This is a genomic window from Pseudomonas sp. LBUM1655, from assembly GCF_059716085.1.
In genome coordinates this window covers 3928913-3952128 of sequence record NZ_CP166801.1, presented here as the reverse complement: position 1 = coordinate 3952128, position 23216 = coordinate 3928913, and the positions used below count along the sequence as shown (strand labels likewise).

General features: G+C 60.0%; 18 protein-coding genes and 2 pseudogenes. 10 read left to right on the top strand and 10 right to left on the bottom strand.

Going from position 1 to position 23216, the window contains the following annotated elements; genetic code table 11:
* Nucleotides 1-7 precede the first annotated feature (7 nt).
* Together ACA074_RS17585 and ACA074_RS17580 are read left to right on the top strand one after the other, a co-directional pair.
* Nucleotides 8-280, top strand: a complete 273-nt coding sequence (locus ACA074_RS17585) for an HU family DNA-binding protein (protein WP_003183171.1) — start codon at nt 8-10, stop codon at nt 278-280.
* 226 nt (nt 281-506) lie between these two features.
* Nucleotides 507-2378 carry a SurA N-terminal domain-containing protein gene (locus ACA074_RS17580; protein ID WP_401268517.1) on the top strand — a complete coding sequence of 624 codons (1872 nt, stop codon included), beginning with the start codon at nt 507-509 and terminating at the stop codon, nt 2376-2378.
* A 166-nt stretch (nt 2379-2544) separates the two neighbouring features.
* On the opposite strand, the pseudogene ACA074_RS17575 reads toward ACA074_RS17580, so the two are convergent.
* Nucleotides 2545-2983 (bottom strand): annotated as a pseudogene (locus tag ACA074_RS17575) (MFS transporter); the annotation flags it as partial.
* Between ACA074_RS17575 and ACA074_RS17570 the strand changes: the two are divergent.
* Both ACA074_RS17570 and ACA074_RS17565 read left to right on the top strand, forming a co-directional pair.
* A pseudogene (locus ACA074_RS17570) lies at nt 2984-3346 on the top strand (LysR substrate-binding domain-containing protein); the annotation flags it as partial. It lies immediately after the preceding pseudogene.
* A gap of 92 nt (nt 3347-3438) precedes the next feature.
* Nucleotides 3439-4281, top strand: a complete 843-nt coding sequence (locus ACA074_RS17565) for a DUF2242 domain-containing protein (RefSeq protein ID WP_187680480.1) — start codon at nt 3439-3441, stop codon at nt 4279-4281.
* Nucleotides 4282-4619: 338 nt separating this feature from the next.
* Here ACA074_RS17565 and ACA074_RS17560 read toward each other — a convergent pair whose 3' ends face one another.
* Nucleotides 4620-5660: an AraC family transcriptional regulator gene (locus ACA074_RS17560; RefSeq protein WP_187680479.1), complete on the bottom strand. Its 1041-nt coding sequence runs from the start codon at nt 5658-5660 to the stop codon at nt 4620-4622.
* Nucleotides 5661-5663: 3 nt separating this feature from the next.
* Complete coding sequence (locus ACA074_RS17555; protein WP_497677489.1) at nt 5664-6791, bottom strand: carbon-nitrogen hydrolase family protein; 1128 nt, start codon at nt 6789-6791, stop codon at nt 5664-5666.
* A gap of 207 nt (nt 6792-6998) precedes the next feature.
* Between ACA074_RS17555 and ACA074_RS17550 the strand changes: the two genes are divergently transcribed.
* Entirely contained in the window at nt 6999-9038 is a 2040-nt protein-coding gene (locus tag ACA074_RS17550; protein ID WP_497614716.1) for a 2,4-dienoyl-CoA reductase FMN-binding domain-containing protein, read from the top strand.
* A gap of 131 nt (nt 9039-9169) precedes the next feature.
* A complete protein-coding gene (locus ACA074_RS17545) occupies nt 9170-10075 on the top strand; it encodes a 1-aminocyclopropane-1-carboxylate deaminase/D-cysteine desulfhydrase (protein WP_497677488.1) in 906 nt (301 codons plus the stop codon).
* 134 nt (nt 10076-10209) lie between these two features.
* Here the strand turns inward: ACA074_RS17545 and ACA074_RS17540 are convergent, their stop codons facing one another.
* From ACA074_RS17540 to ACA074_RS17530, 3 genes are all read right to left on the bottom strand, one after another.
* Nucleotides 10210-10764, bottom strand: a complete 555-nt coding sequence (locus ACA074_RS17540; RefSeq protein ID WP_497614712.1) for a cytochrome b — start codon at nt 10762-10764, stop codon at nt 10210-10212.
* 186 nt (nt 10765-10950) lie between these two features.
* The gene (phnX, locus tag ACA074_RS17535) at nt 10951-11778 is read right to left on the bottom strand and encodes a phosphonoacetaldehyde hydrolase (protein ID WP_497677487.1); all 828 of its coding nucleotides are present in this window, start codon (nt 11776-11778) and stop codon (nt 10951-10953) included.
* 53 nt (nt 11779-11831) lie between these two features.
* Nucleotides 11832-12941 (bottom strand): 2-aminoethylphosphonate--pyruvate transaminase, encoded by a 1110-nt coding sequence (locus ACA074_RS17530; RefSeq protein WP_497614710.1) that lies wholly within the window; start codon nt 12939-12941, stop codon nt 11832-11834.
* A 112-nt stretch (nt 12942-13053) separates the two neighbouring features.
* On the opposite strand from ACA074_RS17530, the gene ACA074_RS17525 reads away from it, so the two are divergent.
* Nucleotides 13054-13914, top strand: coding sequence for a LysR substrate-binding domain-containing protein (locus ACA074_RS17525; protein ID WP_187680473.1), 861 nt, complete (start codon nt 13054-13056; stop codon nt 13912-13914).
* 51 nt (nt 13915-13965) lie between these two features.
* On the opposite strand, the gene ACA074_RS17520 is transcribed toward ACA074_RS17525, so the two are convergent.
* On the bottom strand, nt 13966-14838 hold the full coding sequence (locus tag ACA074_RS17520; protein WP_489880298.1) for a LysR family transcriptional regulator: 873 nt from the start codon (nt 14836-14838) through the stop codon (nt 13966-13968).
* A gap of 269 nt (nt 14839-15107) precedes the next feature.
* Here ACA074_RS17520 and ACA074_RS17515 point away from each other — a divergent pair, with 269 nt between their 5' ends.
* Both ACA074_RS17515 and ACA074_RS17510 read left to right on the top strand, forming a co-directional pair.
* Nucleotides 15108-16433 (top strand): MFS transporter, encoded by a 1326-nt coding sequence (locus ACA074_RS17515; protein ID WP_497677486.1) that lies wholly within the window; start codon nt 15108-15110, stop codon nt 16431-16433.
* Between the two features lie 71 nt (nt 16434-16504).
* Nucleotides 16505-17896: an FAD-dependent oxidoreductase gene (locus ACA074_RS17510; RefSeq protein ID WP_497677485.1), complete on the top strand. Its 1392-nt coding sequence runs from the start codon at nt 16505-16507 to the stop codon at nt 17894-17896.
* Between the two features lie 108 nt (nt 17897-18004).
* Here ACA074_RS17510 and ACA074_RS17505 read toward each other — a convergent pair whose 3' ends face one another.
* A complete protein-coding gene (locus ACA074_RS17505) occupies nt 18005-19399 on the bottom strand; it encodes a type VI secretion system Vgr family protein (RefSeq protein ID WP_497677484.1) in 1395 nt (464 codons plus the stop codon).
* Between the two features lie 221 nt (nt 19400-19620).
* Here ACA074_RS17505 and ACA074_RS17500 point away from each other — a divergent pair, with 221 nt between their 5' ends.
* Complete coding sequence (locus tag ACA074_RS17500) at nt 19621-20325, top strand: YebC/PmpR family DNA-binding transcriptional regulator (protein WP_187680468.1); 705 nt, start codon at nt 19621-19623, stop codon at nt 20323-20325.
* A gap of 102 nt (nt 20326-20427) precedes the next feature.
* Here ACA074_RS17500 and ACA074_RS17495 read toward each other — a convergent pair whose 3' ends face one another.
* Together ACA074_RS17495 and zapE are read right to left on the bottom strand one after the other, a co-directional pair.
* On the bottom strand, nt 20428-21741 hold the full coding sequence (locus ACA074_RS17495; RefSeq protein ID WP_497677483.1) for a leucine-rich repeat-containing protein kinase family protein: 1314 nt from the start codon (nt 21739-21741) through the stop codon (nt 20428-20430).
* Between the two features lie 92 nt (nt 21742-21833).
* On the bottom strand, nt 21834-22958 hold the full coding sequence (zapE, locus tag ACA074_RS17490; protein ID WP_497677482.1) for a cell division protein ZapE: 1125 nt from the start codon (nt 22956-22958) through the stop codon (nt 21834-21836).
* Between the last annotated feature and the right edge of the window lie 258 nt (nt 22959-23216).

The window sequence follows — 23216 nt, the reverse complement described above, 5'->3', positions numbered from 1 at the left end:
ACTTAGAGTGAACAAGTCGGAACTGATTGATGCTATCGCTGCATCCGCTGATATCCCGAAAGCTGCTGCTGGCCGTGCGCTGGACGCTGTAATCGAATCCGTCACTGGCGCTCTCAAGGCTGGCGACTCCGTTGTTCTGGTTGGTTTCGGTACTTTCTCCGTGACTGATCGTCCGGCTCGTACCGGTCGTAACCCTCAGACCGGCAAGACTCTGGAAATCCCGGCTGCCAAAAAGCCAGGTTTCAAAGCCGGTAAAGCACTGAAAGAAGCGGTTAACTAAGTTTCAGTTTTTACCCATCCGGGTCGGGGTAATGCCTGACTTGGCAGCGGAGCGGTAGAGCAGGTGGCTTGAATAGACATCTGTAACGCCGGGATCGAGGGTTCGAGCCCTGTCCGCTCCGCCAGTTACGAGAAGGCGCATCCTCGGATGCGCCTTTCTTCTATCCGGATTCTACCCACGCTCCACGGTTGCCTAATTTTGAAGTTCAACCGTTTCTGGGGGACGCATGCTGCAGAATATCAGGGACAATTCACAAGGCTGGATTGCCAAGACCATTATCGGGATCATCGTTGTATTGATGGCGTTCACGGGTATCGAAGCCATTTTCCAGGCTACGACCAACAGCCAGAATGCGGCCACGGTCAACGGTGAAGACATCAGTCAGAACGAGCTCAGCCAGGCCGTTGATATGCAACGACGTCAGCTGATGCAACAGCTGGGCAAGGATTTCGACGCTTCGTTGCTCGATGAAAAAATGCTCCGCGAATCTGCCCTCAAGGGTCTGATCGATCGCAAGTTGTTGCTGCAAGGTGCCGAACAAGCGAAATTCGCTTTCTCCGAAGGTGCACTGGATCAAGTGATCCTGCAGACGCCTGAATTCCAGGTTGATGGCAAGTTCAGCTCCGAGCGTTTCGACCAGGTGATCCGTCAACTGGGTTACAGCCGTATGCAATTCCGCCAGATGCTGGCTCAGGAAATGCTGATCGGCCAAGTCCGTGCCGGTGTGGCGGGCAGCGGTTTCGTCACCGACGCCGAAGTGCTGGCATTCGCCCGTCTGGAAAAACAGACCCGCGATTTCGCGACCCTTAACGTCAAGGCTGATCCGGCCGCGGTCAAGCTGACCGACGATGAGGTCAAGGCTTACTACGACGAGCACGCCAAGGAATTCATGACCCCGGATCAAGTGGTCATCGATTACATCGAGCTGAAGAAGGCTTCGTTCTTTGATCAGGTCGCCGTCAAGGACGAAGACCTGCAAGCGGCGTATCAGAAAGAGATCGCCAACCTGTCGGAACAGCGTCGCGCGGCGCACATTCTGATCGAAGTGAACGACAAGACCACCGAGGCTCAGGCCAAGGCGAAGATCGAAGAAGTCCAGGCGCGTCTGGCCAAGGGCGAGAAATTCGAAGCGCTGGCCAAAGAGTTCTCGCAGGATCCGGGTTCGGCCAACACTGGCGGTGACCTTGGTTATGCGGGTCCTGGCGTCTACGATCCGGCCTTCGAAAAAGCCCTGTACTCGTTGGCTAAAGATCAGGTTTCCGAGCCGGTTCGCACCGATTTCGGTTACCACTTGATCAAACTGCTGGGTGTTGAAGCACCTGAAGTACCGACCCTGGCCAGCCTGAAAGACAAGCTGACCCGCGAGCTGAAAGCCGCGCAGGTCGAGCAGCGTTTCGTCGAGGCGACCAAGCAACTGGAAGACTCTGCGTTCGAGGCGTCCGACCTGGCACAGCCAGCGGCGGATCTGAAACTGACAGTGCACACTTCCAAGCCGTTTGGCCGTGAAGGTGGCGAAGGTGTTGCGGCCAACCGTGCCGTGGTTACTGCTGCGTTCAGCACTGAAGTGATCGATGAGGGCGCCAACAGCACCGCCATCGAACTGGATCCGGAAACGGTGATCGTCCTGCGCGCCAAGGAACACTTGAAGCCTGCGCAATTGCCTCTGGAAAGTGTGAGTGCGGCTATCCGCACCCAACTGACCAAAGAGCACGCGAGCGCTGCTGCCAAGACCAAGGCCGATAAGCTGATCGCTGATCTGCGCGATGGCAAGGCTCCATTGGACAAGGCGGTTGACGGTCAGAACTGGAAAACCACCGAAGCGGCCACCCGTGGTCAGGAAGGTGTTGATCCTGCGGTGCTGCAAGCGTTGTTCCGCATGCCGAAGCCGGCTGCCAAGGACAAGCCAACGTTCAGCAGCGTTACTCTGCCCGATGGCAGTCTGATGATCGTGCGTCTGAACGGCGTCAACGAAGCGGCTGCGCCGACTGATGAAGAGAAGGCGCAGTACCGTCGCTTCCTCGCGTCGCGTGAAGGTCAGCAGGACTTTGCGGCGTATCGCAAGCAGTTGGAAGCTCAGGCAGAGATCAAGCGTTTTTGATGTTTGATTGAGTTGCGAAACCAGAGCCCCGGCCGATCAGCCGGGGCTTTTTTGTGGGAGCTTACTTGCCAGCGATGGCGGCCTGTCTGCCGACCAATCTCTATCAGAAGCACTTGAATCACATCGGGAAGGCGCCAGTCGTTACAGCGTCGCTCATCAATCGGTATTATCCCGCGCGCGGAAATCCATGTGCTCTCGCATTGATGGCCGCATACAAGGTCGAAACCAGCAACGCCGCGACGATCCACGGAAAGTGCTCAACGCCCACGCTGCCCAACATCAGACCTCCTGCCAACCCACCCCCAGCAATGCCGACATTCCACAAAGTAACCAACATCGACTGCGCGGTATCGGCGGCGTTTTTTGCCGTTTTCGCCGAGGCTGTTTGCAGCAACGATGGCATGGCACCAAATGCCAACCCCCACACGGCGGTGGCGAGGTAGACCACGCTCGGCAATTCGCGCCACAGGCCGAGTGCAATGGCCGAGAGCATGAACAGCAGTGCGCTGATCAGCACCAGTTCGCGCAGCCAGCGATCAATCAAGCTGCCGACTCCACAGGCTCAGCACCGAGGCCACGCCGTATACCAGCAGTACTTGATCGATACGGATCTAGCGGCTCACGCGTGTCTGCGCCACACCTTCCATGCCACCGGCAAAATGGAGCCGTGGCCCCTGCGTCGAGAGGTGTCTGCGGCTGAGCCAATATTGCCGGTGCGACTGGTCAGCACATCCATTGAGGCCGTTAACCACGCGGCGTTGGCCGGGATGGGAATCGCTTGCCTGCCGGACTTCATGACCCATGAGGCATTCGCCGCAGGGCACCTGCAAAGGGTGCTGGATCGGTATCTGGAACACACCGGGCAGTTCTGGATTCTGTGGCCGTCGAGCCGCCACGCGACTGCGAAATTGCGGGTGTTCATTGATCATTTATCGGCGCGACTTTTTCCCGCAATCGAGAGTCGTTAGAGTTGTAACCGTTTTAAGACACTAATCCATACGCCGCGGGGCCGCGATCTGTTGCACAATACGCCCCGGACTGTTTTCTCTCAGGATGTTCAATGTTGATTTTCACTCCCCTGCGTGTTGTCGGGTTGGCGCTGTTGTTGACTGCTGTTGCCGGCTGTTCGAAAGACAAGCCGATGTATGAGCATGAGAACTTCGATGACTCCGGTACGTTTTCGCGCAATTATCCAGTGACTGACTCGGTCAGCTGTGAAGCGGCCCGTCGTGCTTTGCTGAGCCAGGGTTACATCATCACCAGCAGCGATCCGAAACTGGTCAGCGGCCACAAGAGCTTCCAGCAAACCGGCGATACCCACATGGAGATCAGCTTCAACGTGGTCTGCGCAGATGACGGCACTGCCGGGCACCATGCCACGATGTTCGCCAACGCCCTGCAGGATCGTTACGCTCTGAAGAAGACCAACAACTCGGCCAGCCTGGGTGTCGGTGTGCTGGGTTCGGTGTCGATGCCGATCGGTTCCTCGGACGATTCGATGGTCAAGGTCGCCAGCGAGACGGTGACGGCACAAAAGTTCTATGAGCGCTTCTTTACGCTGGTCGAGCAGTTCCTGCCGGCAGAAACGAAGAAAGCGGCGCATATCGAAGAGAAGCCGAAGACCGATCTCGGCGTGCCTGAGCCGAAAGCGGCTCCAGCGCCTTTGGTTCCAGCGGCGGAGCCCGCTCCTGCACCCGCACCAGCGGTGACCGCACCTGCACCTGTTGAGACCGCACCGGTCAGTTCAGAGCCGGTTGCGCCGCCAGCGGATTCCACGCCGATCACACCGGCGCCGAGTGCAGAGCCTGCGCCGGCCACAGAAACCATCACGCCACCGGCCAATCCGACGGACATCCCGCCGCCGTCCGAGCCGATTCCAGCGATGCCAGCCTCCGGCCAGTAAACCGCTGCTCCCTGTAGGAGCTGCCGAAGGCTGCGATCTTTTGATCTTGATCTTAAAAAAATCAAAAGATCGCAGCCTTCGGCAGCTCCTACAGGTGAAATGTCGTTACATTCCCCTGACAAAAACCCCGCGATAAATTCCTGACCGCCTGCTACGTTTTATTCATGAAGGCCGTGTTTCATTTTTCCTTCACACGGGCACGTTATGCTCGGGACATTATCGAAGAGAGCAGTAGGGGGATTACACAATGGATGACTATCAAGAAGAACTGCTCGAATTCCAGGCTTATGAACTCGACTCGCCTGAGCCGGCAGAAGACGCCACCGAGCTTTAAAACCTCAAGCAGTTTTGCGATGACTACGGCGGAACTCGCCGGGTGTCTGACCGCTCCAGCGTTTGAATGCGCGCTGGAATGCTTCGGCTGAGGCAAAGCCCAGCAGGTAGGCGATTTCGCCGAACGCCAGTTCGGTGTCGCGAATGTAGGTCATCGCCAGATCACGCCGAGTGTCATTGAGGATCGCGCGAAACTGTGTGCCTTCCTCGGCCAGTTTGCGCCGCAAGGTCCACGTCGGCAGCTTCAGGCGCGCCGCCACTTCTTCCAGGTCGGGTTCCCGGCCGCCATTAAGCAACGGCCCAAGCAATTGCGTGATGCGTTCGCGCAGGCTGCGGGTACGGGTCAGTTGTTCCAGTTCCCGCTCACACAACCCGATCAAATGCTTCCACGTGCTTGGGCAATGCTCCGGATTGCGCTGGGCGAGGCTATTCAGGCTCAAGCGCAACTGGTTGCGCTCGGCACCGAACTGGATCGGGCCATCTCCCAATGCGTTGTAGGCTTCACGATAATCCGGCTCTTCGAACTCGATTTCGATGCGTTCGGCGCGCAGCGGTTCGCGGTTGACGCTGGATAATTGCTGCAGCCATCCAGCGATGATCGAATCCACCACAAAGCGGTTATAGGCGTTGTACGGGCTGATCGAATAGAAGCGCAGCCAGGCGCCATTGGCGTCTTCGTGAAAGCTCGACTGGCCGCGATAGTTGGAGCCGTACAGCGGCTCGAAGCGAATCAAACAACGTGCCGCCTCACGCACGGTGGGCGCCTGCGATGCGGTGACGCCAGCCAATCCGGCTTGGCTCAAACGGCTGAGCTGGCCCATGCGCAGGCCCAGTGCCGGATCTTCCGTGAGTTGAATCGCACTGTGCCCCAAACGCATATAACGCGGAATCGACAACCGGGCCCCGGCCTCGGCCAAGCGAGCGGCATCCAGACCGTACTGCTCCAGTAACGGCTGGGGATCGGCGCCATGGCTGCGGACGGCATCGGCGAGGCTATGGACGAAACCCACCGACAGATCCCCGAGGCGCATCGGCAGCGGCTTCATCACTTACAACCAGATATTCAGCAAGCGTGCGCCACGGGCGTCGCCGTCGGCGAACTGCTGGCCGTTGCTGCTGAGAAAGCTCTGCCCGGAACTGGATTTGTCCCAGAACTGGCCGCGCAGGAACACGCTCATACCGGCAATTGCGCGGCTGCTGGGTGGTTGCGCGGTCAAGGTCAGGCGATGCCAGGCTTGGCCTTCGCTGACTTCACCGGGTTTGAGGCTGACTGAGCTCGGTGTACTCGAACCCTTGTAGCCACGCCACGGCTTATCCCACGCGCCATGTCCGAACACTTGCGCCGGTACCGCGATCAATTGCGCGCCTTGCTCGTCGAGTTTGCGGTAGTTGTCCGGATACCAGCTGTCACTGCCGATCAGCACGCCGAGGCGTCCGGCCGGGGTGTCGACGACGTTGATTGTCTGTTCACTGGCCTGAATGACCTCACGTTGATCGAAGATCGGGTGCATTTGCCGCTGCGGCTGGCCGAGCGGCGCACCGTCGCGACCGAAGACCACGCTGCTGTTGTAGAGCGCACCGCTGCCGGGTTTGAGCTGGCCGTCGCGGATGCTCGGCTCGGGCAACACGATGGAGCCGGCCACCAGCGTCACATGGAATTCCTTGGCCAGACCGCCGAACAGCGCCTGGTAATCCTTGGCCATGGCGCGCGATTTCATGCGCAGATGGGCGTCGTTCAGCCGATCGCTACCTTTGGCGCCAAGCCAGGCGCGAGCGAACAATAATGGATTGCTGGCGGCCATCCAGTTCATCGCCTCGGCGAGGGTCGGGGCCTGGTATAGCTCGTCTTTTTCGCCGCTGATCATCAGCCAGGTGCCGACATGTTCCGGCAACACCACCACGGTCTTGTCATTCAACAAGCCCTGATCCTGGGCTTGCTGCAAATACGCGGCGAGTTTGCGGTGCAGGCGCTCTGAGCTTTGATAGTCGGTGGGAAACAGTTCGGGCTGGATGCCGAGCAGATTGCCACGGTCGCCGGGCGTACCCTCATCGACCGTGAGTTTGATGCGCAGGTCCGACAGATAATGCCCGGCGGGCCGATCCGCCGCCCACATGGCGTAGGTGGTCAGGGCGGCCACGATGGCCATGGAGAAAAACAGGTACAGAAGTTTGCGCATGAAAACCAACAACAACCGGGTACAGGGTGTGGCGACTAGGGTAGGGCGCCTGTCCGCGCTTGCCAAGGGGCGCTGCGCATTTTGGTCATTAACTTGTCAGTTACGGTCATTGAGTGACAGCGTTGCGACTCTTAGTCTGTCGAACATGACTGACGGGGGACACAGAGCTCCCGCAATTTTCCGTGATTGCTCGTTGTGGAGTTACCGATGACCGCCGCTCATTACCCGCACCTGCTGGCCCCGCTGGACCTGGGATTCACCACGCTGCGCAACCGTACCCTGATGGGTTCGATGCACACTGGCCTGGAAGAGAAACCGGGCGGTTTCGAGCGCATGGCGGCGTACTTCGCCGAACGTGCCCGAGGCGGCGTCGGCCTGATGGTTACCGGCGGGATCGGCCCGAACGACGAGGGCGGTGTGTATTCCGGCGCGGCCAAGCTGACCACCGAGGAAGAAGCGCTCAAACACCGCATCGTCACCCGCGCGGTGCACGAGGCGGGCGGCAAGATCTGCATGCAGATCCTTCACGCCGGCCGTTATGCCTACAGTCCGAAACAGGTAGCGCCGAGCGCGATTCAGGCGCCGATCAACCCGTTCAAGCCCAAAGAGCTGGACGAGGAAGGCATCGAGAAGCAGATCAGCGATTTCGTCACTTGCTCGGTACTGGCACAAACCGCCGAGTACGACGGCGTCGAGATCATGGGCTCGGAAGGGTATTTCATTAACCAGTTCCTCGCCGCGCACACCAACCACCGTACAGACCGTTGGGGTGGCAGCTACGAAAACCGTATGCGCCTGCCGGTAGAAATCGTGCGTCGCGTCCGGGAAGCGGTCGGGCCGAATTTCATCATCATTTTCCGTCTGTCGATGCTCGATCTGGTCGAGGGTGGCAGCACATGGGAAGAAATCGTCATCCTGGCCAAAGCCATCGAGCAGGCCGGTGCGACCATCATCAACACCGGCATCGGCTGGCATGAAGCGCGGATCCCGACCATCGCCACCAAGGTGCCGCGTGCGGCATTCAGCAAGGTTACGGCCAAGCTGCGCGGCTCGGTGAGCATTCCGCTGATCACCACCAACCGTATCAACACGCCGGAAATCGCCGAGCAGATTCTCGCTGAAGGCGATGCCGACATGGTCTCGATGGCGCGGCCGTTCCTTGCCGACCCGGACTTCGTCAACAAGGCTGCCGAAGGGCGTGCCGACGAAATCAACACCTGCATCGGCTGCAATCAGGCATGTCTCGATCACACCTTCGGCGGCAAGCTCACCAGTTGCCTGGTCAACCCGCGTGCCTGCCACGAAACCGAGCTCAATTATCTGCCGGTGCAGCAAATCAAGAAGATCGCCGTGGTCGGCGCCGGGCCTGCCGGGTTGTCCGCTGCCACCGTGGCCGCCGAGCGCGGGCATCAAGTGACACTGTTCGATTCGGCCAGCGAAATCGGTGGCCAGTTCAACATCGCCAAGCGCGTGCCGGGCAAGGAAGAGTTTTTCGAGACCCTGCGTTACTTCAAGCGCAAGTTGCAGACCACCCACGTCGAGGTGTGCCTGAACACCCGCGTCGATGTGGCCAAACTGGTTGAGGGTGGTTACGACGAGATCATCCTCGCTACTGGCATTGCGCCGCGTGTGCCGGCGATTCCGGGCGTCGAGAATGCCAAGGTGTTGAGCTACCTGGATGTGATCCTCGAGCGCAAACCGGTGGGCAAGCGTGTGGCGGTGATCGGTGCCGGCGGTATCGGTTTCGACGTGTCGGAATTCCTTGTGCATGAAGGGGTGGCCACCAGTCTGGATCGTGCCGCGTTCTGGAAAGAGTGGGGCATTGATACCCACCTTGAGGCCCGTGGTGGTGTGGCCGGGATCAAGCCAGCGCCGCATGCGCCGGCCCGTGAAGTGTTCCTGTTGCAGCGCAAGAAAACCAAAGTGGGCGACGGTCTGGGCAAGACCACCGGCTGGATTCACCGCACGGGGCTGAAGAACAAGCAGGTGCAGATGCTCAACAGCGTCGAATACCTGAGCATCGACGATGAAGGCCTGCATATCCGCATCGGCGAAAGCGGCGAGCCACAGCTGCTGGCGGTGGACAACATCGTCATCTGCGCGGGGCAGGATCCGCTGCGTGAACTGCATGACGGGCTGGTGGCCGCCGGGCAGAACGTGCACCTGATCGGCGGTGCCGACGTGGCGGCGGAGCTGGATGCCAAGCGCGCAATCAATCAGGGTTCGCGTCTGGCCGCCGAACTCTAAAACCACACATCTCCACTGTTGATCATTCCCACGCTCTGCGTGGGAATGATCAAGCTCGCAGCCTGTGGCAACTGTTAAAGGATTTATTGTTGGCTGGTAGACTGTGGTCTTTTTCAGATCATGCCGTGCTTATGTTTCCCCAAGCCCCTCTCAACCTTCTTCAACTCGACTGGCTCACCACCGCCGGCATCGAAGTCGCGATCCTGCGCCTCGATCAGATCGACCCACTGATCAGCGGCAACAAGTGGTTCAAACTCGTCGAACACCTCAAAGCCGCCGACCACGCAGGCGCCGACGGCATCATCAGCCTCGGCGGGGCGCATTCCAATCATCTGCATGCCTTGGCCGCAGCGGGCAAGCGTCTGGGGTTCAAAACCGTGGGGCTGTTGCGTGGCCATCCGCAGGAAACGCCGACGGTGAAGGATCTGCAAGCATTCGGCATGCAACTGCATTGGCTGGGTTATGGCGGCTATCGGGCGCGGCATGAACCGGGTTTCTGGCTGCCGTGGCAGGCGCAATATCCGACGCTGCATGCGGTGCCGGAGGGCGGTGGGGGATTGCCTGGAGCACTGGGCTGCGCAGCACTGAAGGTTCAGGTCGATGCGCAGTTGAGCGATCTGGGCTGGATCGATTACCACGGTTGGTGGCTGGCTTGCGGCACGGGGACGACGTTGGCTGGGCTGGCGCTGGTCGAGGCCGGCGAGCGTCCGGTGTACGGCGCGTTGGCCGTGCCTGACGATCACGGGGTCGCGCCACACGTCGAGGCGATCGTTCGCGAGGCAGGCTTGGCCACAGCGGATTACCAGTTGCTCGACGCCAGCCGAGGCGGTTTCGCCAAGGTCGATGCGCAATTGCTTGGCTTCATCGAACAGACCGAACAGCTCAGTGGTGTGCCGCTGGAGCCGTTGTACACCGGCAAGGCGTTACTGGCGCTCAAGCAGCAGGTCGAAGCGGGCCGGTTTGCCAGCGGCACGCGACTGATCTTCGTGCATACCGGCGGACTCCAAGGACGCCGAGGCTTCAACCGTAATTCCTGAGTAGAAGCGAGCACCCTGTGGCGAGGGGATTTATCCCCGATGGACTGCTTGGCAGTCCCGCGGCTTGATGGGGTTGCTTCGCAACCCGTCGGGGATAAATCCCCTCACCACGATGGTGTTTCCATTCCGGACAATCAGCGATCCGCCCGTTTTGGCATCATCCGTAGCAACGTGTTATCCCTCACCACGTAATGGTGATAAATCCCCGCCAGCGCATGCAGCCCGATCAGCCAGTAACCTGCCGTGGCGATCAACACATGCCAGCCTTCAACCTGTTTGGCGAACGCCTTGTCCTCGCTTACCAGCAGTGGCAGATCGAAACCATAGAACATCACCTGATGCCCCTCGGCGCTGGTGATCAACCAGCCGAGAATCGGCATGCCGATCATGAACAAGTACAACGCCCAGTGCATCAAACGCGCCAGCAGGGTTTGCCATTGCGGCGAAGCCGGGAAGATTTTTGGCGCCGCGCCGACGCTGCGGGCCAGCAGGCGAAACCACACCAGCACGAACACAGTCAGGCCCAGCATGTAGTGGGCTTCTTTGATCAGCGTGCGTCCGCCACTGCCCTTGGGGAACAGACCACGAAATTCCATGCTGGCGTAGACCAGCACCAACAACACCAGCATCAACCAGTGCAGCAGGACCGATACGGTGCTGTAGCGAGATTCGGAACTTGTCCACGGCATACGGTGTTTCCTCACAGATCAGGGTCGAAACGGGCCGTTCTTGGGCGACGGCATGTTTTAACTGTAATCCGCTTTGACGGATTTGCCTGAGGCTGATCGGTCTTTCAATGCGCTGAATCAAGGTGCAGCCAAAAAAACGCCCCTGTCGCTAAGACAGGGGCGTTTTTTCATACGGCGCGGGGCAGATCAGCTCGACTGCGGCATCTCACCATTGGCCAGACGCTTGTTGATGTCGGCAATCACTTCCGGCAGATCAGTGATGGTGTCGATCATGTAGTGCGGGCGCGAACTTTCGAACAGCGCGTGGATGCGCATGCGTTCGCTGGCCAGCTCATCGCTGCCCAATGCACGGAACCCTTCGTAATCCAGACCCAGCGCGTTGCCCGAGCAGATCAGCGCAACCGTCCACATCCCGGCGCGACGGCCCTCAAGAATGCCCGGCACGGTGTCGTCGATCTTCACGCAAGCGCCGACATCATCGATGCCCAGCGCGATCACGTTGGCCAGTGCCTGGGCTGGCCATGGGCGGCCATTTGGCACTTCGTCGGTGGCGACCACGTGGTCGGCGACGTAGCCATTGGTGGCGGCCAGTTCCACGACTTTATCCATCACCGGTTTCGGGTAGCCGGAGCAGGAGCCGATCTTGATCCCTTGCTGGCGCAGGTTGGCGATGGTTTCCAGGGCGCCGGGAATCAGCGCCGAGTGTTCGGCGATCTTCTCGATCTGCAACGGCATGAAACGGTTGTAGATCGCGGTGACGTCATCGTCGGTCGGGGTGCGGCCGAACACCTTGCGATACCGCTCGGCGACCTGCGGCTGATCGCACAGGGTGCGGATGTGATCCCACTTGCCCATGCCCATCGGCCCACGGGCTTCTTCGATGGAGACCTGGACGTCGAACTCGGCGAACGCTTCGACGAAGATCTGTGTCGGGGCGAAAGAACCGAAGTCGACCACGGTGCCGGCCCAGTCGAGGATGGCGGCTTGCAGTTTGGTTGGATTGGTGTAGTTCATGGCGAAAATTCCTGAGTTGGCAATGCAATTCAAAATGTGGGATTTGTGGTGAATCAGATTTCGAGGACTTCCATCTCGCGCAGCACTTCACCTACCGCCGCGACCGCTTCGCGCATCTGCGCCGGGCTGACGTGGCCGATGCAGCCGACGCGGAAAGTTTCGACCTGGGTCAGTTTGCCGGGGTAGAGGATGTAACCCTTGGCCTTGACCCGTTCGTAGAAGTCCTTGAACTGATAACGAGGATCGGTCGGCGCGTGGAACGTGGCGATGATCGGCGCCTGAATCGCTGCCGGTAGGAAGCTGCGCAAACCGAGTTTGGCCATCTCTTCCATCAGCGCCTGACAGTTGGCGGCGTAGCGCGCATGCCGCGCCGGCAGGCCACCTTCTTCGTTGTATTGCAGCAAGGCTTCGTGCAGCGCCGCGACCACGTGGGTCGGCGGGGTGAAGCGCCACTGGCCGGTCTTCTGCATGTAGGTGTGCTGGTCGAACAGATCCATCGCCAGCGACTGCGAATTACCGGCGGCAGCGGCCAACGACTCTTTACGAGCGAAGACAAAACCCATCCCCGGCACACCTTCCAGGCATTTGCCAGACGCTGCGATCAGTGCGTCGAAAGGCACTTGCTGCGCATCCACCGGCAAGGCACCGAAGGAACTCATGGCATCGATGATCAGGCGTTTGCCGTGTTGCTCGATAACCTGGGCAATTTCCGGCAACGGATTGAGGATGCCGGTGCTGGTTTCGCAGTGGATCAGCGCGACGTGGGTGATATCACTGTCGGCGCGCAGCAGACGATCAACGTCGGCAGCAGTAGTCGGTTCATCTTCAGCGGTTTCGAAAGTGCTGAACGAACGGCCGAGCACTTCGCAGATTTTCGCCAGACGCTTGCCGTAGGCACCGTTGATCAGCACCAGCACCTTGCCGTCGCGGGGTACGAGAGTGCCGATGGCCGCTTCGACCGCAAAGGTTCCACTGCCCTGCAACGGCACGCAATGGTGAGTGGCGGCGCCGTTGAGAATCGCCAGCAATTGCTCGCAGAGGCTGGCGGTCAGTTGGTTGAAGCGGTCATCCCATGACCCCCAGTCGACCATCATCGCCTGGCGGGTGCGGGCCGAAGTGGTCAACGGGCCGGGAGTGAGCAGGATGGGTTCGGCAATACTCATTCGTGTGTCCTCGGAAAGCGCTGTGGGATGAAGCTACGGGGCATACGTTGCAATTCGCCGTTGCATCAATCAAATTGTTTGTTGTTATGCCAGCCATCAGTGAGGCTTATTCATGAACTTGTTCCAACTGCGCGCCTTCGACGCCGTCGCCCGTGAAGGCAGCTTCACCCGCGCCGCCGCGCGGTTGTTCATCAGCCAGCCGGCGGTCACCGGGCACATCAAGGCGCTGGAGGAGCACTACCAGATCACCCTGTTGCGGCGCACCGCGCGACGGGTGGAACTGACCGAGGAGGGCACCAAACTCGCAGCGATCACCCGGGCCATGTTCGGTCTGGCGGAAGAAGCGCAGACGATGCTCGAAGCCAACCGTCAGCTGCTCACTGGGCGCCTGGAAGTGGCGGCTGATGGGCCGCACATGGTCATGCCGATGCTCGCCAGCCTGCGCGCGCGGTATCCGGGGATTACCGTGAATCTGCGTCTGGGCAATGCGCAGGAAACCCTCGCCGCACTGTTATCGGAGCACGCCGATGTCGCGGTGCTGACTGAAGTCGAGCCGCGCAAGGGACTGCATCTGCAAGCACTGAATGAATCTCGGATTTGCGCGCTGGTGCCGGCCGGACACCCTTGGGCAGAGCGCGTCGCAGAGGTGAAGCTCAAGGAACTTGATCAGGTGATCATGGTGCTGCGCGAGCCGAGTTCGATTACCCGGCGCACGTTTGATCAGGCGTGTGCGCAGGCGTCGATCCATCCGCGTGTGCTGCTCGAACTGGACAGCCGCGAAGCGGTGACGGAGGCCGTAGCGGCGCAGTTGGGGGTTGGCGTGGTGTCGTCGGTGGAGGTCAGCCATGACCCGCGAGTGGTGGCGATTCCGATTGTCGGCGAGGGGCTCGTGAACCGGCACATGATTGGCTGCATGGAGCGGCGGCGGGAGTTGCGGTTGATTCAGGCGTTCTTTGGCTTGGCGCCAGTCTGATACACCGCGACGCACTCATCGCTGGCTTGCCAGCGATAGGGCCATCACTGGCTACACAAGACTTTCGCGAACCATATCGAGAAACGTCGCGACCACCCGCCGCGAACTCTGCTCACGCAAACACACCAGTGTTTCAGTGAGCCGCCGGGTGCAATCGGTAATCGGCAACGCGCATACCCGCGAATCCGCGCCAAACTCCGCCGCCGAAACAACCCCCACACCAATCCCCACCACCACTGCTTCCCGCGCCGCTTCCCGCCCCTCAACCTGAATCGCCGGGCGAATGCGAAACCCGGCCCGGGCCATTTCCTCTTCCAGTGTCTGCCGCGTCACTGAACCGTGTTCACGCAACACCAGCGGCGTGTCGTCGAGGTCCGCCAGGCAAATCGATTCACGCTCCGCCCACGGATGATTGCGCGAAACGAATGCCACCATCGGATCGTTGCGCAACGGCACGCTGAGCAAACGTTCATCACTGACATCCCGACCCAGCAGCGCTAGATCGGCCTGATAGTTGAACAGCCGAAACAGCGATTCATCGGTGTTGCCCGTCTCGATCTTCACGCTGATCCCCGGATATCGCTCGCAGAACCGCGCAATCTGCGGCAGCACATGCACCGGCGCATCCACCGCCAGAATCAGGCTGCCGGTCTGCAAGGCCTGGGATTCCTGAAGCAGCTCCTGCGCTTCGGCTTCAATCACAAACAGGCGCTGAGTAATCGTCAGCAAGCGTTCGCCGAGGTCAGTCAAACGCACGGAACGTTTATTGCGATGAAACAATAAAACGCCGAAGCGTTCTTCGAGTTTGCGCACCTGGTCGGAAATCGCCGGTTGCGTGAGGAAAAGCCGCTCGGCGGCTTTGGTGAAGCTTCCATGTACGGCCACGGCATGGAAGGCTTTGAGCTGGGCGTGGGACACCGACATGTAGCCTCCAGTAACAAGCTGAGCTTATGTGTGAAATACGATAAATCGATTTTATTTATTAAACAGTAATTGCTTTGATCCGCTCACGCCATCGATGACTGCCCGATCGGACAGCAGCGTTGGCGATGAGCCTGTGCGTGCAACAGCAGGACTCATCTGACCGGTATCGCTTTAGGGATGGGGTGATATCGCAGTGCTCAACAATAAAAAACACAGGCGTTTACTTAACGATTCTGCCGGCACACTCACACCCTGAGGTCAGAACCACAATGAACAAGCACATCGGCACCATTGCGCGTTGGCGCATGCAGATTTTCGCTATTACCTGGCTCGCGTACGCCGCTTTCTACTTCACCCGCAAAGCGTTTTCGGTGGCCAAACTCGGCATCGGTGAAGACCCGAACTTCATGCTCGACAAAATGACCATGGCCAATCTCGATGCCATCTATCTGGCGGCTTACGCGATCGGCCAATTCACTTGGGGCATGCTCGCCGACAGCTTTGGCCCAAGGGTCGTGGTGCTCGGCGGATTGCTGATTTCCGCTGCGGCGGCGCTGGTGATGGGCAGTTTTGCAACGTTGCCGATCTTCGCCACCTGCATGTTGATCCAGGGGTTGGCGCAGTCCACCGGTTGGTCGGGGTTGTGCAAGAACCTCGGCAGTTTTTTCCCTTCCGCACAACGTGGGCGAGTGCTTGGGTTGTGGAGTTCCTGCTATGCGTTTGGCGGTCTGGTGGCGTCGCCGTTCGCCGGTTGGTGGGCGTACACGCTGGTGGGCACCTGGCACGCGGCGTTTATTTCCAGTGCGGTGGTGGTTGCGGTCGTGGCGGTGTTGTTCTTTATCTTCCAGCGCAACAAACCGGAAGACGTCGGTCTGCCGGCGGTGGAACCGGAGCCTGAACTGAGTGCTGAAGAGATCGAAGCCAACAGCAAACTCAGCGTTTGGGAGCCGCTGAAGGAGATCCTGCGCAACCGCACGGTGTTGGTGCTGGGGCTGGCTTACTTCATGTTGAAACCGGCGCGTTACGCGATTTTGCTGTGGGGGCCGGTGATTGTCTTTGAGCAGATGCCCAGCGTCGGCAAGGTGGGGGCAGCGATCATTCCGACCTCGTTCGAACTGGCCGGGTTGCTCGGGCCGATCATGATCGGCTTGGCCTCGGACAAACTGTTCGGCGCCCGGCGCATGCCGGCCTGTGTGCTCAGTCTGCTGGCACTGACCGTAACCCTGGCGCTGTTCATGGGCGCCTTGCAAACCGGCAGTGTATTGCTGGTGGTGGCGCTGCTGTTTGTCATGGGCCTGACCCTGTATGGCCCGGACTCGATGATCAGCGGCGCGGCCGCCATCGACTTCGGTAAAGCCAAGGCTGGCGCTACCGCTGCCGGATTCGTCAACGGCTGCGGCTCGGTCGGCGCGGTGCTCGGCGGTTTGCTGCCGGGTTATTTCGATACGGTGACGGTGTTCATCGTCTTCGCCGGTTGCGCGCTGTTCTCGGCGCTGGTGCTGATCCCGCATTGGAACAGCCGTCCGGTCGGCGTGATGGAGCCGCGCGCGTCCATCCCCAATTGCCCGTTGACGATCAAACCTCTGCGTTCCTGAAACCCTTTGCCTCGCGGCCTGCTGCGGCGTTCGCGGCAGGCTGTGTCGTGGCCAACTGACTGGAGAATCCCATGAGACCGTTTTGGCTGGAGCAGGCCTTGCAGGCCGATGCGTCCGCAACTTGCCCGCCGCTGCAAGGCGAAGTGCGCAGTGACGTGTGCATTGTCGGCGGCGGTTACACCGGGTTGTGGACGGCGATCATGCTCAAGCAACAGAACCCCGAACTCGATGTGTTGTTGATCGAAGCCGACATCTGTGGCGCTGGCGCCAGTGGGCGAAACGGCGGTTGCGCGCTGTCGTGGTCGGCCAAGTACTTCACCCTCGAGCGCTTGTTCGGCGTCGAAGAAGCGGTGCGGCTGGTCAAGGAATCGGAGCGCAGCATCCACGCCATCGGCGAGTTCTGCGAGCAATTTGGCGTCGATGCCGATTACCGCCTCGACGGCACGCTTTACACCGCCACCAACCGCGCGCAGGTCGGCTCGACCGACGCCGTGATCGCGGCGCTGGAGCGCAACGGCATCAACTCGTTCAGCCAGCGCCCGGTGGCGGATGTACAACGCATGGCCGGGTCGAGCAAGCATCTGGAAGGCTGGTTTTCCCCGGCTGCCGCCAGTGTGCAACCGGGCAAACTGGTGCGCGGGTTACGGCGGGTGGCGTTGCAACTTGGGGTGAAGATCCACGAAAACACCGCAATGACCGGTTTGGAGGAGGGCCGCCCAGCGCGTATTCACACCGCGAACGGTAGCGTGATCGCCGACCGCGTGGTGCTGGCAATGAACGCGTGGATGGCCCGCGCGTTTCCACAGTTCGAGCGCAGCGTGGCGATCGTTTCCAGCGACATGCTGATCACCGAGCCGCGCCCGGATCTGCTGCAGGAAATCGGTTTGACCAGTGGCGTCACCGTGCTCGATTCGCGGATTTTCGTGCACTACTACCACAACACTCCCGACGGCCGGATCATGCTCGGCAAGGGCGGCAATACATTTGCCTTTGGCGGGCGGATGCTGCCGGTATTCGATCAGCCATCGCCGTATGCCGGATTGCTCAAGCGCAGTCTTGGCGATTTCTTTCCGGTGTTCGCTGATGTCAAAGTCGATGCAACCTGGAACGGGCCGTCCGATCGCTCGGTGACTGGTCTGCCGTTTTTCGGCCAGATGAGCAACAGCGGTAATGTGTTTTACGGTTTTGGGTATTCCGGCAGCGGCGTGGGGCCGTGTCACATGGGCGGGCAGATTCTCGCCTCCTTGGTGCAAGGGCTGGATAACCCTTGGACGCGCTCGCCACTGGTCAATGGGCCGCTGGGTTACTTCCCGCCGGAGCCGATCCGCTATCTCGGATCGTTGATGGTGCGCAACGCCATCCGCCGCAAGGAGCGCGCCGAAGACCACGGGCGCCGGCCCCGGCATCTGGACGTGCGCCTGGCAAAATTTGCTGCGGCGGCGGGCAAGGCGGACAAAGGCTGAGCACACCACTTACCTCTGGAGCTGCCGAAGGCTGCGGTCTTTTGATCTTGATGGTTAAAAGCAAAACCAAAAAATCGCAGCCTCGTTTCACTCGACAGCTCCTACAGGTTATGTCGCGCGATTGAGCAACCAGTCGAGCAACAAACCGCTGTCGGACGCGGGTTGTGTTGCCCGGGGTTTGGGATTGCGGGTGTAGCCCAGGCACAGAATCGGTCGGTCGGGATCGCTGTCGAGGAAGCTCACCCATACTTCGCTGCCGGCGCCGGGCAACTCATCAGGCCTTATTCGGCCATTGGCTCGGGTCATGGCGATCGGCAGCCAGATCGCTTCGGTGTCGGTGGTTTGTGATGGTTCCGAGGGCCACAGTCTGACGGCGATCCGGCCGAGTTCGTCGAACCGCGCAGTTTGCCCCAGCGTGCCAATGACCTCCGCCAGATGATAGCCGGCGACACTCGGGCGCCGTTGTTTGAGCGGTGGGCGAAAGTCGGTGGACCAGGGCTGGGCGCTGAAATCGTTGTAATAACGGTGCACCGACGGGGTAGGGTCAAGGATCGATGGATGTTGTCCATGATGGCGGATGGAGGTGATTCGCCATTGCTCGTTGAAGTGGCTGATCGGATGCTCCGTCACCTGCAACAAATGCCCACTGAGCAAGCCGATACAGTCGCTGCGTCCATTGATCGAGCGATGCTGGCAACGTTGTCGCTCCAGATGCCGACGACTGCGCTGTTCACTGTAGCGCTGCTCCAGCGAGGGTAGCGGTGTGGGTGGATTTGACGGGGTCTGATTGGCGGCATCTTCGCCGAGAGTTTGCTGCCCTCGATTGCGTACGGCGTGGAGCGTCGGAATCGGCGCGGCGTGGTGATGCTGGAACAGCTCACTGATAGTGGGCGAGGGCGCTTGCTCATCAGCCTTGAACGGCAGCAGCGCCGGTTCTTGCGGCAGGCTGAGGCTGTCATCGGCAAACACCACAACGTGACCGTCGGGCCGGTGTTCGAAGTGATAGTGGATGCCTTCCTCTTCGCAAAGTCTGTGCAGCAGCGCCAGATCGCTTTCCTCGAACTGGATGCAGAACGGCCGCACCGGGTATTGCCCCACGGTCATTTCAATCCGGTAGCTATCGCCGGGCAGCGCATTTTCAGTGAGCAACTGCTGGAGAATCTGCGGCACGCTCAGTTGCACGAACACGCGCCGATTACTCCGCCGGGCCAGGCTTTGCAGGTGGGGCACCACTATCAGGCGATAGCCGATCCGGTGCGTTCCGCGATGTTCGCAACTGGCGCTGTGGATGATGCCGTGAACCCCGTGATGATCGTCCAGGCGCAGAAATGCCGGTTGCTGCAACAGCGTGCCTGGCGCCACGGCGGGTGCCAGACCGATCAGCTCAATGTCGAAACGGTAGGGCTGGTTAAGCGCTTCCTCGCCTTTGAAACGCAGCACCGGCAGGCATAACCCGCTGGCGGTCAGGGTAAGGGTGAACGGACTTTCCTTGTCATTGAGCATTCGAACAGGCTCTGTCAGGCAATACGGGCCTCAGAGGGTACGAAACCCCAGCGCTGAATGGTCATGTCAAAGGCGTTTTTCAGAATTGCCCTACAAGCACTGGTGAAGAAGTCGATTCCGCATTGGATTTTTTTGGTCGATTGCCGACTTTAGGCCGTATAAACTTGCCGCCACGCGTCGGCCAATAGATGTCTCGGCGCCACAGATCAAGAGAGTGAGTAATGGGCGCACAGTGGAAGGTTAAACACAAAGAAGCGGCAGCCAACGCCAAGGGCAAAATCTTCGGCAAACTGGTGAAAGAAATCACCATTGCTGCTCGCAACGGTGCCGATACCACCACCAACGCACACCTGCGTCTGGTGGTCGAACAGGCCAAGAAAGCCTCGATGCCGAAGGAGACCCTGGATCGCGCCATCAAGAAAGGCGCCGGTCTGCTGGGCGAAACCGTGCAATACCATCGCGTGACCTACGAAGGTTTCGCCCCGCACCAGGTGCCGCTGATCGTCGAGTGCGTCACCGACAACATCAACCGCACCGTCGCGGAAATCCGCGTGGCATTCCGCAAGGGCCAACTGGGCGCTTCCGGTTCCGTGGCGTGGGACTTCAACCATGTGGGCATGATCGAAGCCTCGCCGGACACCCCGGACGCCGATCCGGAAATGGCCGCGATCGAAGCCGGTGCTCAGGATTTTGAAGAAGGTGAAGAGGGCGCAACCCTGTTCCTGACTGATCCGACCGATCTGGATTCGGTGCAGAAAGCCCTGCCGGAACAAGGTTTCACCGTGCTGTCGGCCAAGCTTGGCTACCAGCCGAAAAATCCGGTCAGCGGTTTGAGCGATGAGCAGATGGCTGAGGTTGAAGCGTTCCTGGAAGGCCTCGACAACCATGATGACGTGCAGGATATGTTTGTCGGTCTGGCTGGCTGATTTGCTTCGTCAGTGATGCCCTCATCGCGAGCAGGCTCACTCCCACAGTTGAAATGCATTCCAATGTGGGAGCCAGCCTGCTGGCGATTGACCGCGTAGCGGTCACTGCTTTTCCAGTACCTCAATCACTTCACTGAACCCCGGCCGCCCCAGCACATCCGCCTGACAGCAGCGCCGCTGCAGTTCTTCCAGTACCCCACGGCGATCATCACTTAACCCCGAGTCGATGCGCGCCAGCAATTCTCCAAGCAAAATCCCGAACGCCCGCACTTCAATGCGTTGCAGCGCGCGGGTTTCGAAGTTGTCCGTTGTGGCATGGAAAGACGCCGCACCGAAGTCCCCCAATAAACAGTCGCCCTGATCGTTCAACAGAATGTTGTGCCCGTAGAGATCGCCGTGGGTGATGCCTTGCTGATGCAGATGCTCGGCTGCCGAAGCGATGCCCTTGGCAATGCGCAGCGCCACATCGGCGCTGAACCGGCAATTATCGGCATACACGTCCCGTGAGCAGGAGGCCAGGCTCGGCAAAGCCGCCAGATTGAGGAAACTCGGGTCAATCAACTGCATCACCAGCCCCTGCTGTCCGTCGGGGTGGCCAGTGATACGGCCTTCCACCCGGATCAGATTCGAGTGCAATCCGGCGGTGATGCAGGCGTTCATTTCGTGCAGCGGCGAACCGTCGCTGGTCATCTCGCCTTTGTACAGCTTGACCGCGACCGGTTGCGCCGAGCCATCGGCGCGCTGCCAGATCGCCCGGAAAATCACCCCGGAGGCGCCTTCACCGAGTTGTTGCTCCAGACGCAACGCCGACCAGTCGATCTGCGGCGTGGCTTCAAGGGCGGCGGCGTCGGCTTCGGTTTCCAGCGGATTACCGGCGTAGGCCAGCCACGTCAGGCTCGGCAGCGTCAGCAGAAACTGCGGTAACTCGGTCAGGCGGTTGGCGGCGATGCGGATCAGTTCCAGTCGATGGCAGTTGCCCAGGGATTGCGGCAGCGATTGCAACTGATTGCCCGCCAGCATGAGTTTCTGCAAGTAAGGACGTTCGCCCAGTTCATTTGGCAGGGTTTCGATGCAGTTGTCGGTCAGGATCAGCCAGCGCAGCTGCGGTGGCAGGGCGGCACCGGGCACATCGACAATGTGGTTGGCCTTGAAGCCGATCATCGTCAGCGCGGTGCATTGGCCGAGGCAAGCGGGCAGTTCACTGAACTGGTTGTCGGAGCAGAAAAGCACGCGCAGGCGGGTCAGCCGATGCAAATCATCCGGCAGGCTGCTCAAGGCGTTGCCGCTGAGGTTGAGCACCTCCAGCGTTTCGGCCAGATCGAAGATCTCCGGCGGGAATTCGGTCAGGCCGCAGGACAGATCCAGCCGCGTGATGCCCGACAGTTCGCCGGCGCGCAATTGAGCAAGGGTGTGCATGAAAGTCTTCGCAATAGAGGGGTCGCTGGGAATGGGCGACATGATAGCGGCAAAGCTGTAGTTGCAGGCTGCTCCAGATCTTTGGAACGTTATCAGGCGTGCACTTCTTGCAACTGTCCCAACCGACTCCGCGTGCGGGCCAGGTCGATAGCGTTGCCCGCCAGGCTTTCGCCCAGCGGCAGCCTACCGAGCAGCGTCAGGTGTTTGTCCTGGTCGTACAGCACGTCGATCAGGTTGATGAAGCGCTGTTGCGCGGCGATCGAGCATTCGGCGAGTTCGGGCAAGTCATCGATGACCCATTGATCGAATCGCCGACACATTTCCAGAAAATCCATCACCGCCGTTGGCTGTTCGCATAGGTCATTGAAGGTAAAGCCAACACGCCGCTCCTCGCACAGGCGTGCCTGAAAGTGTCGGGTGCCAACCGCTAACGACAGGGGCGGCGCATCTTCGGGCGGCAGGTTGAGGGCCTGGCGCTGGGCTGGCGTGGCTGGCCACACGTAATGGCCTTGGGTGAATACCTGATGCAAATGGTTGCGCGCCAGACTTCGATAGTCGTGAGCCCCACCCACTTCCATAACCTGCATGCGTGAGTTGATCAGCTCGATCACCGGTTTGAAACGAGCGTGATAGAGCGGGTTGGGCAGCAAGCCTTCCGGCTGATAGTTGGATGTCACCAACAACAAAATCCCGCGTTGGAACAACGCCTTGAACAGCCGTGTGATGAGCATCGCATCGCCAATGTCATGCACATGAAACTCGTCGAAACACAGCACCCGACAGTCGTGCAGCAGTTCATCGAGCGTGAGGGTGAGGGCATCGTCCTGCTGGCGATGACGGAACATGCCCTGGTGCAGTTGCGCGAAGAACTCATGGAAATGCAGGCGGCGTTTCTGCGTGATCGGCAGCGCCTGGAAGAAACCATCGAGCAACCAACTCTTGCCGCGCCCGACGGCGCCGTACAGGTACAGACTCGGCGGCGTCTGCCGTGATGCACCGAACAGCAGACTGGCCTGCTGCGCCATGCAGTCGATCACGCGCTGCTGGCTCTGGCTGAGGGTGTAACCCTGGCCGTGAGCCTTGTGGCGGAAGTAATCGCGGATCGACCGGGCACTGGCGTCATGGCCTGCGCTGGCAGGCAGACCTTTGCCGAACAAACGGCGCAACGCCAGCCAGCGCTGGGTCAGTGGCGATCGTTTCGGCGGCTGGGCGGGCACTCTGCGGTCACTCCGTGTTCGTCAAACCGGCTCCCGGGAGCGCGGCGGCGTAGTGTAACCAGACGCGGAGTCAGCCTTCCACCGCAGCCGGTCGAGAGTGGGCGGTCATTGAACAATATTGTGCGGTTCGTACAGCTATTTTCAGCGACAGGATCCGACGTGCTGCCAACCTTTCGAAACATATCCCCGACTATCCGTGGATCCAATCGACTGGCGCAATCGTCGTCCGTTGCTAATCTGAAACACATTAACGACCTT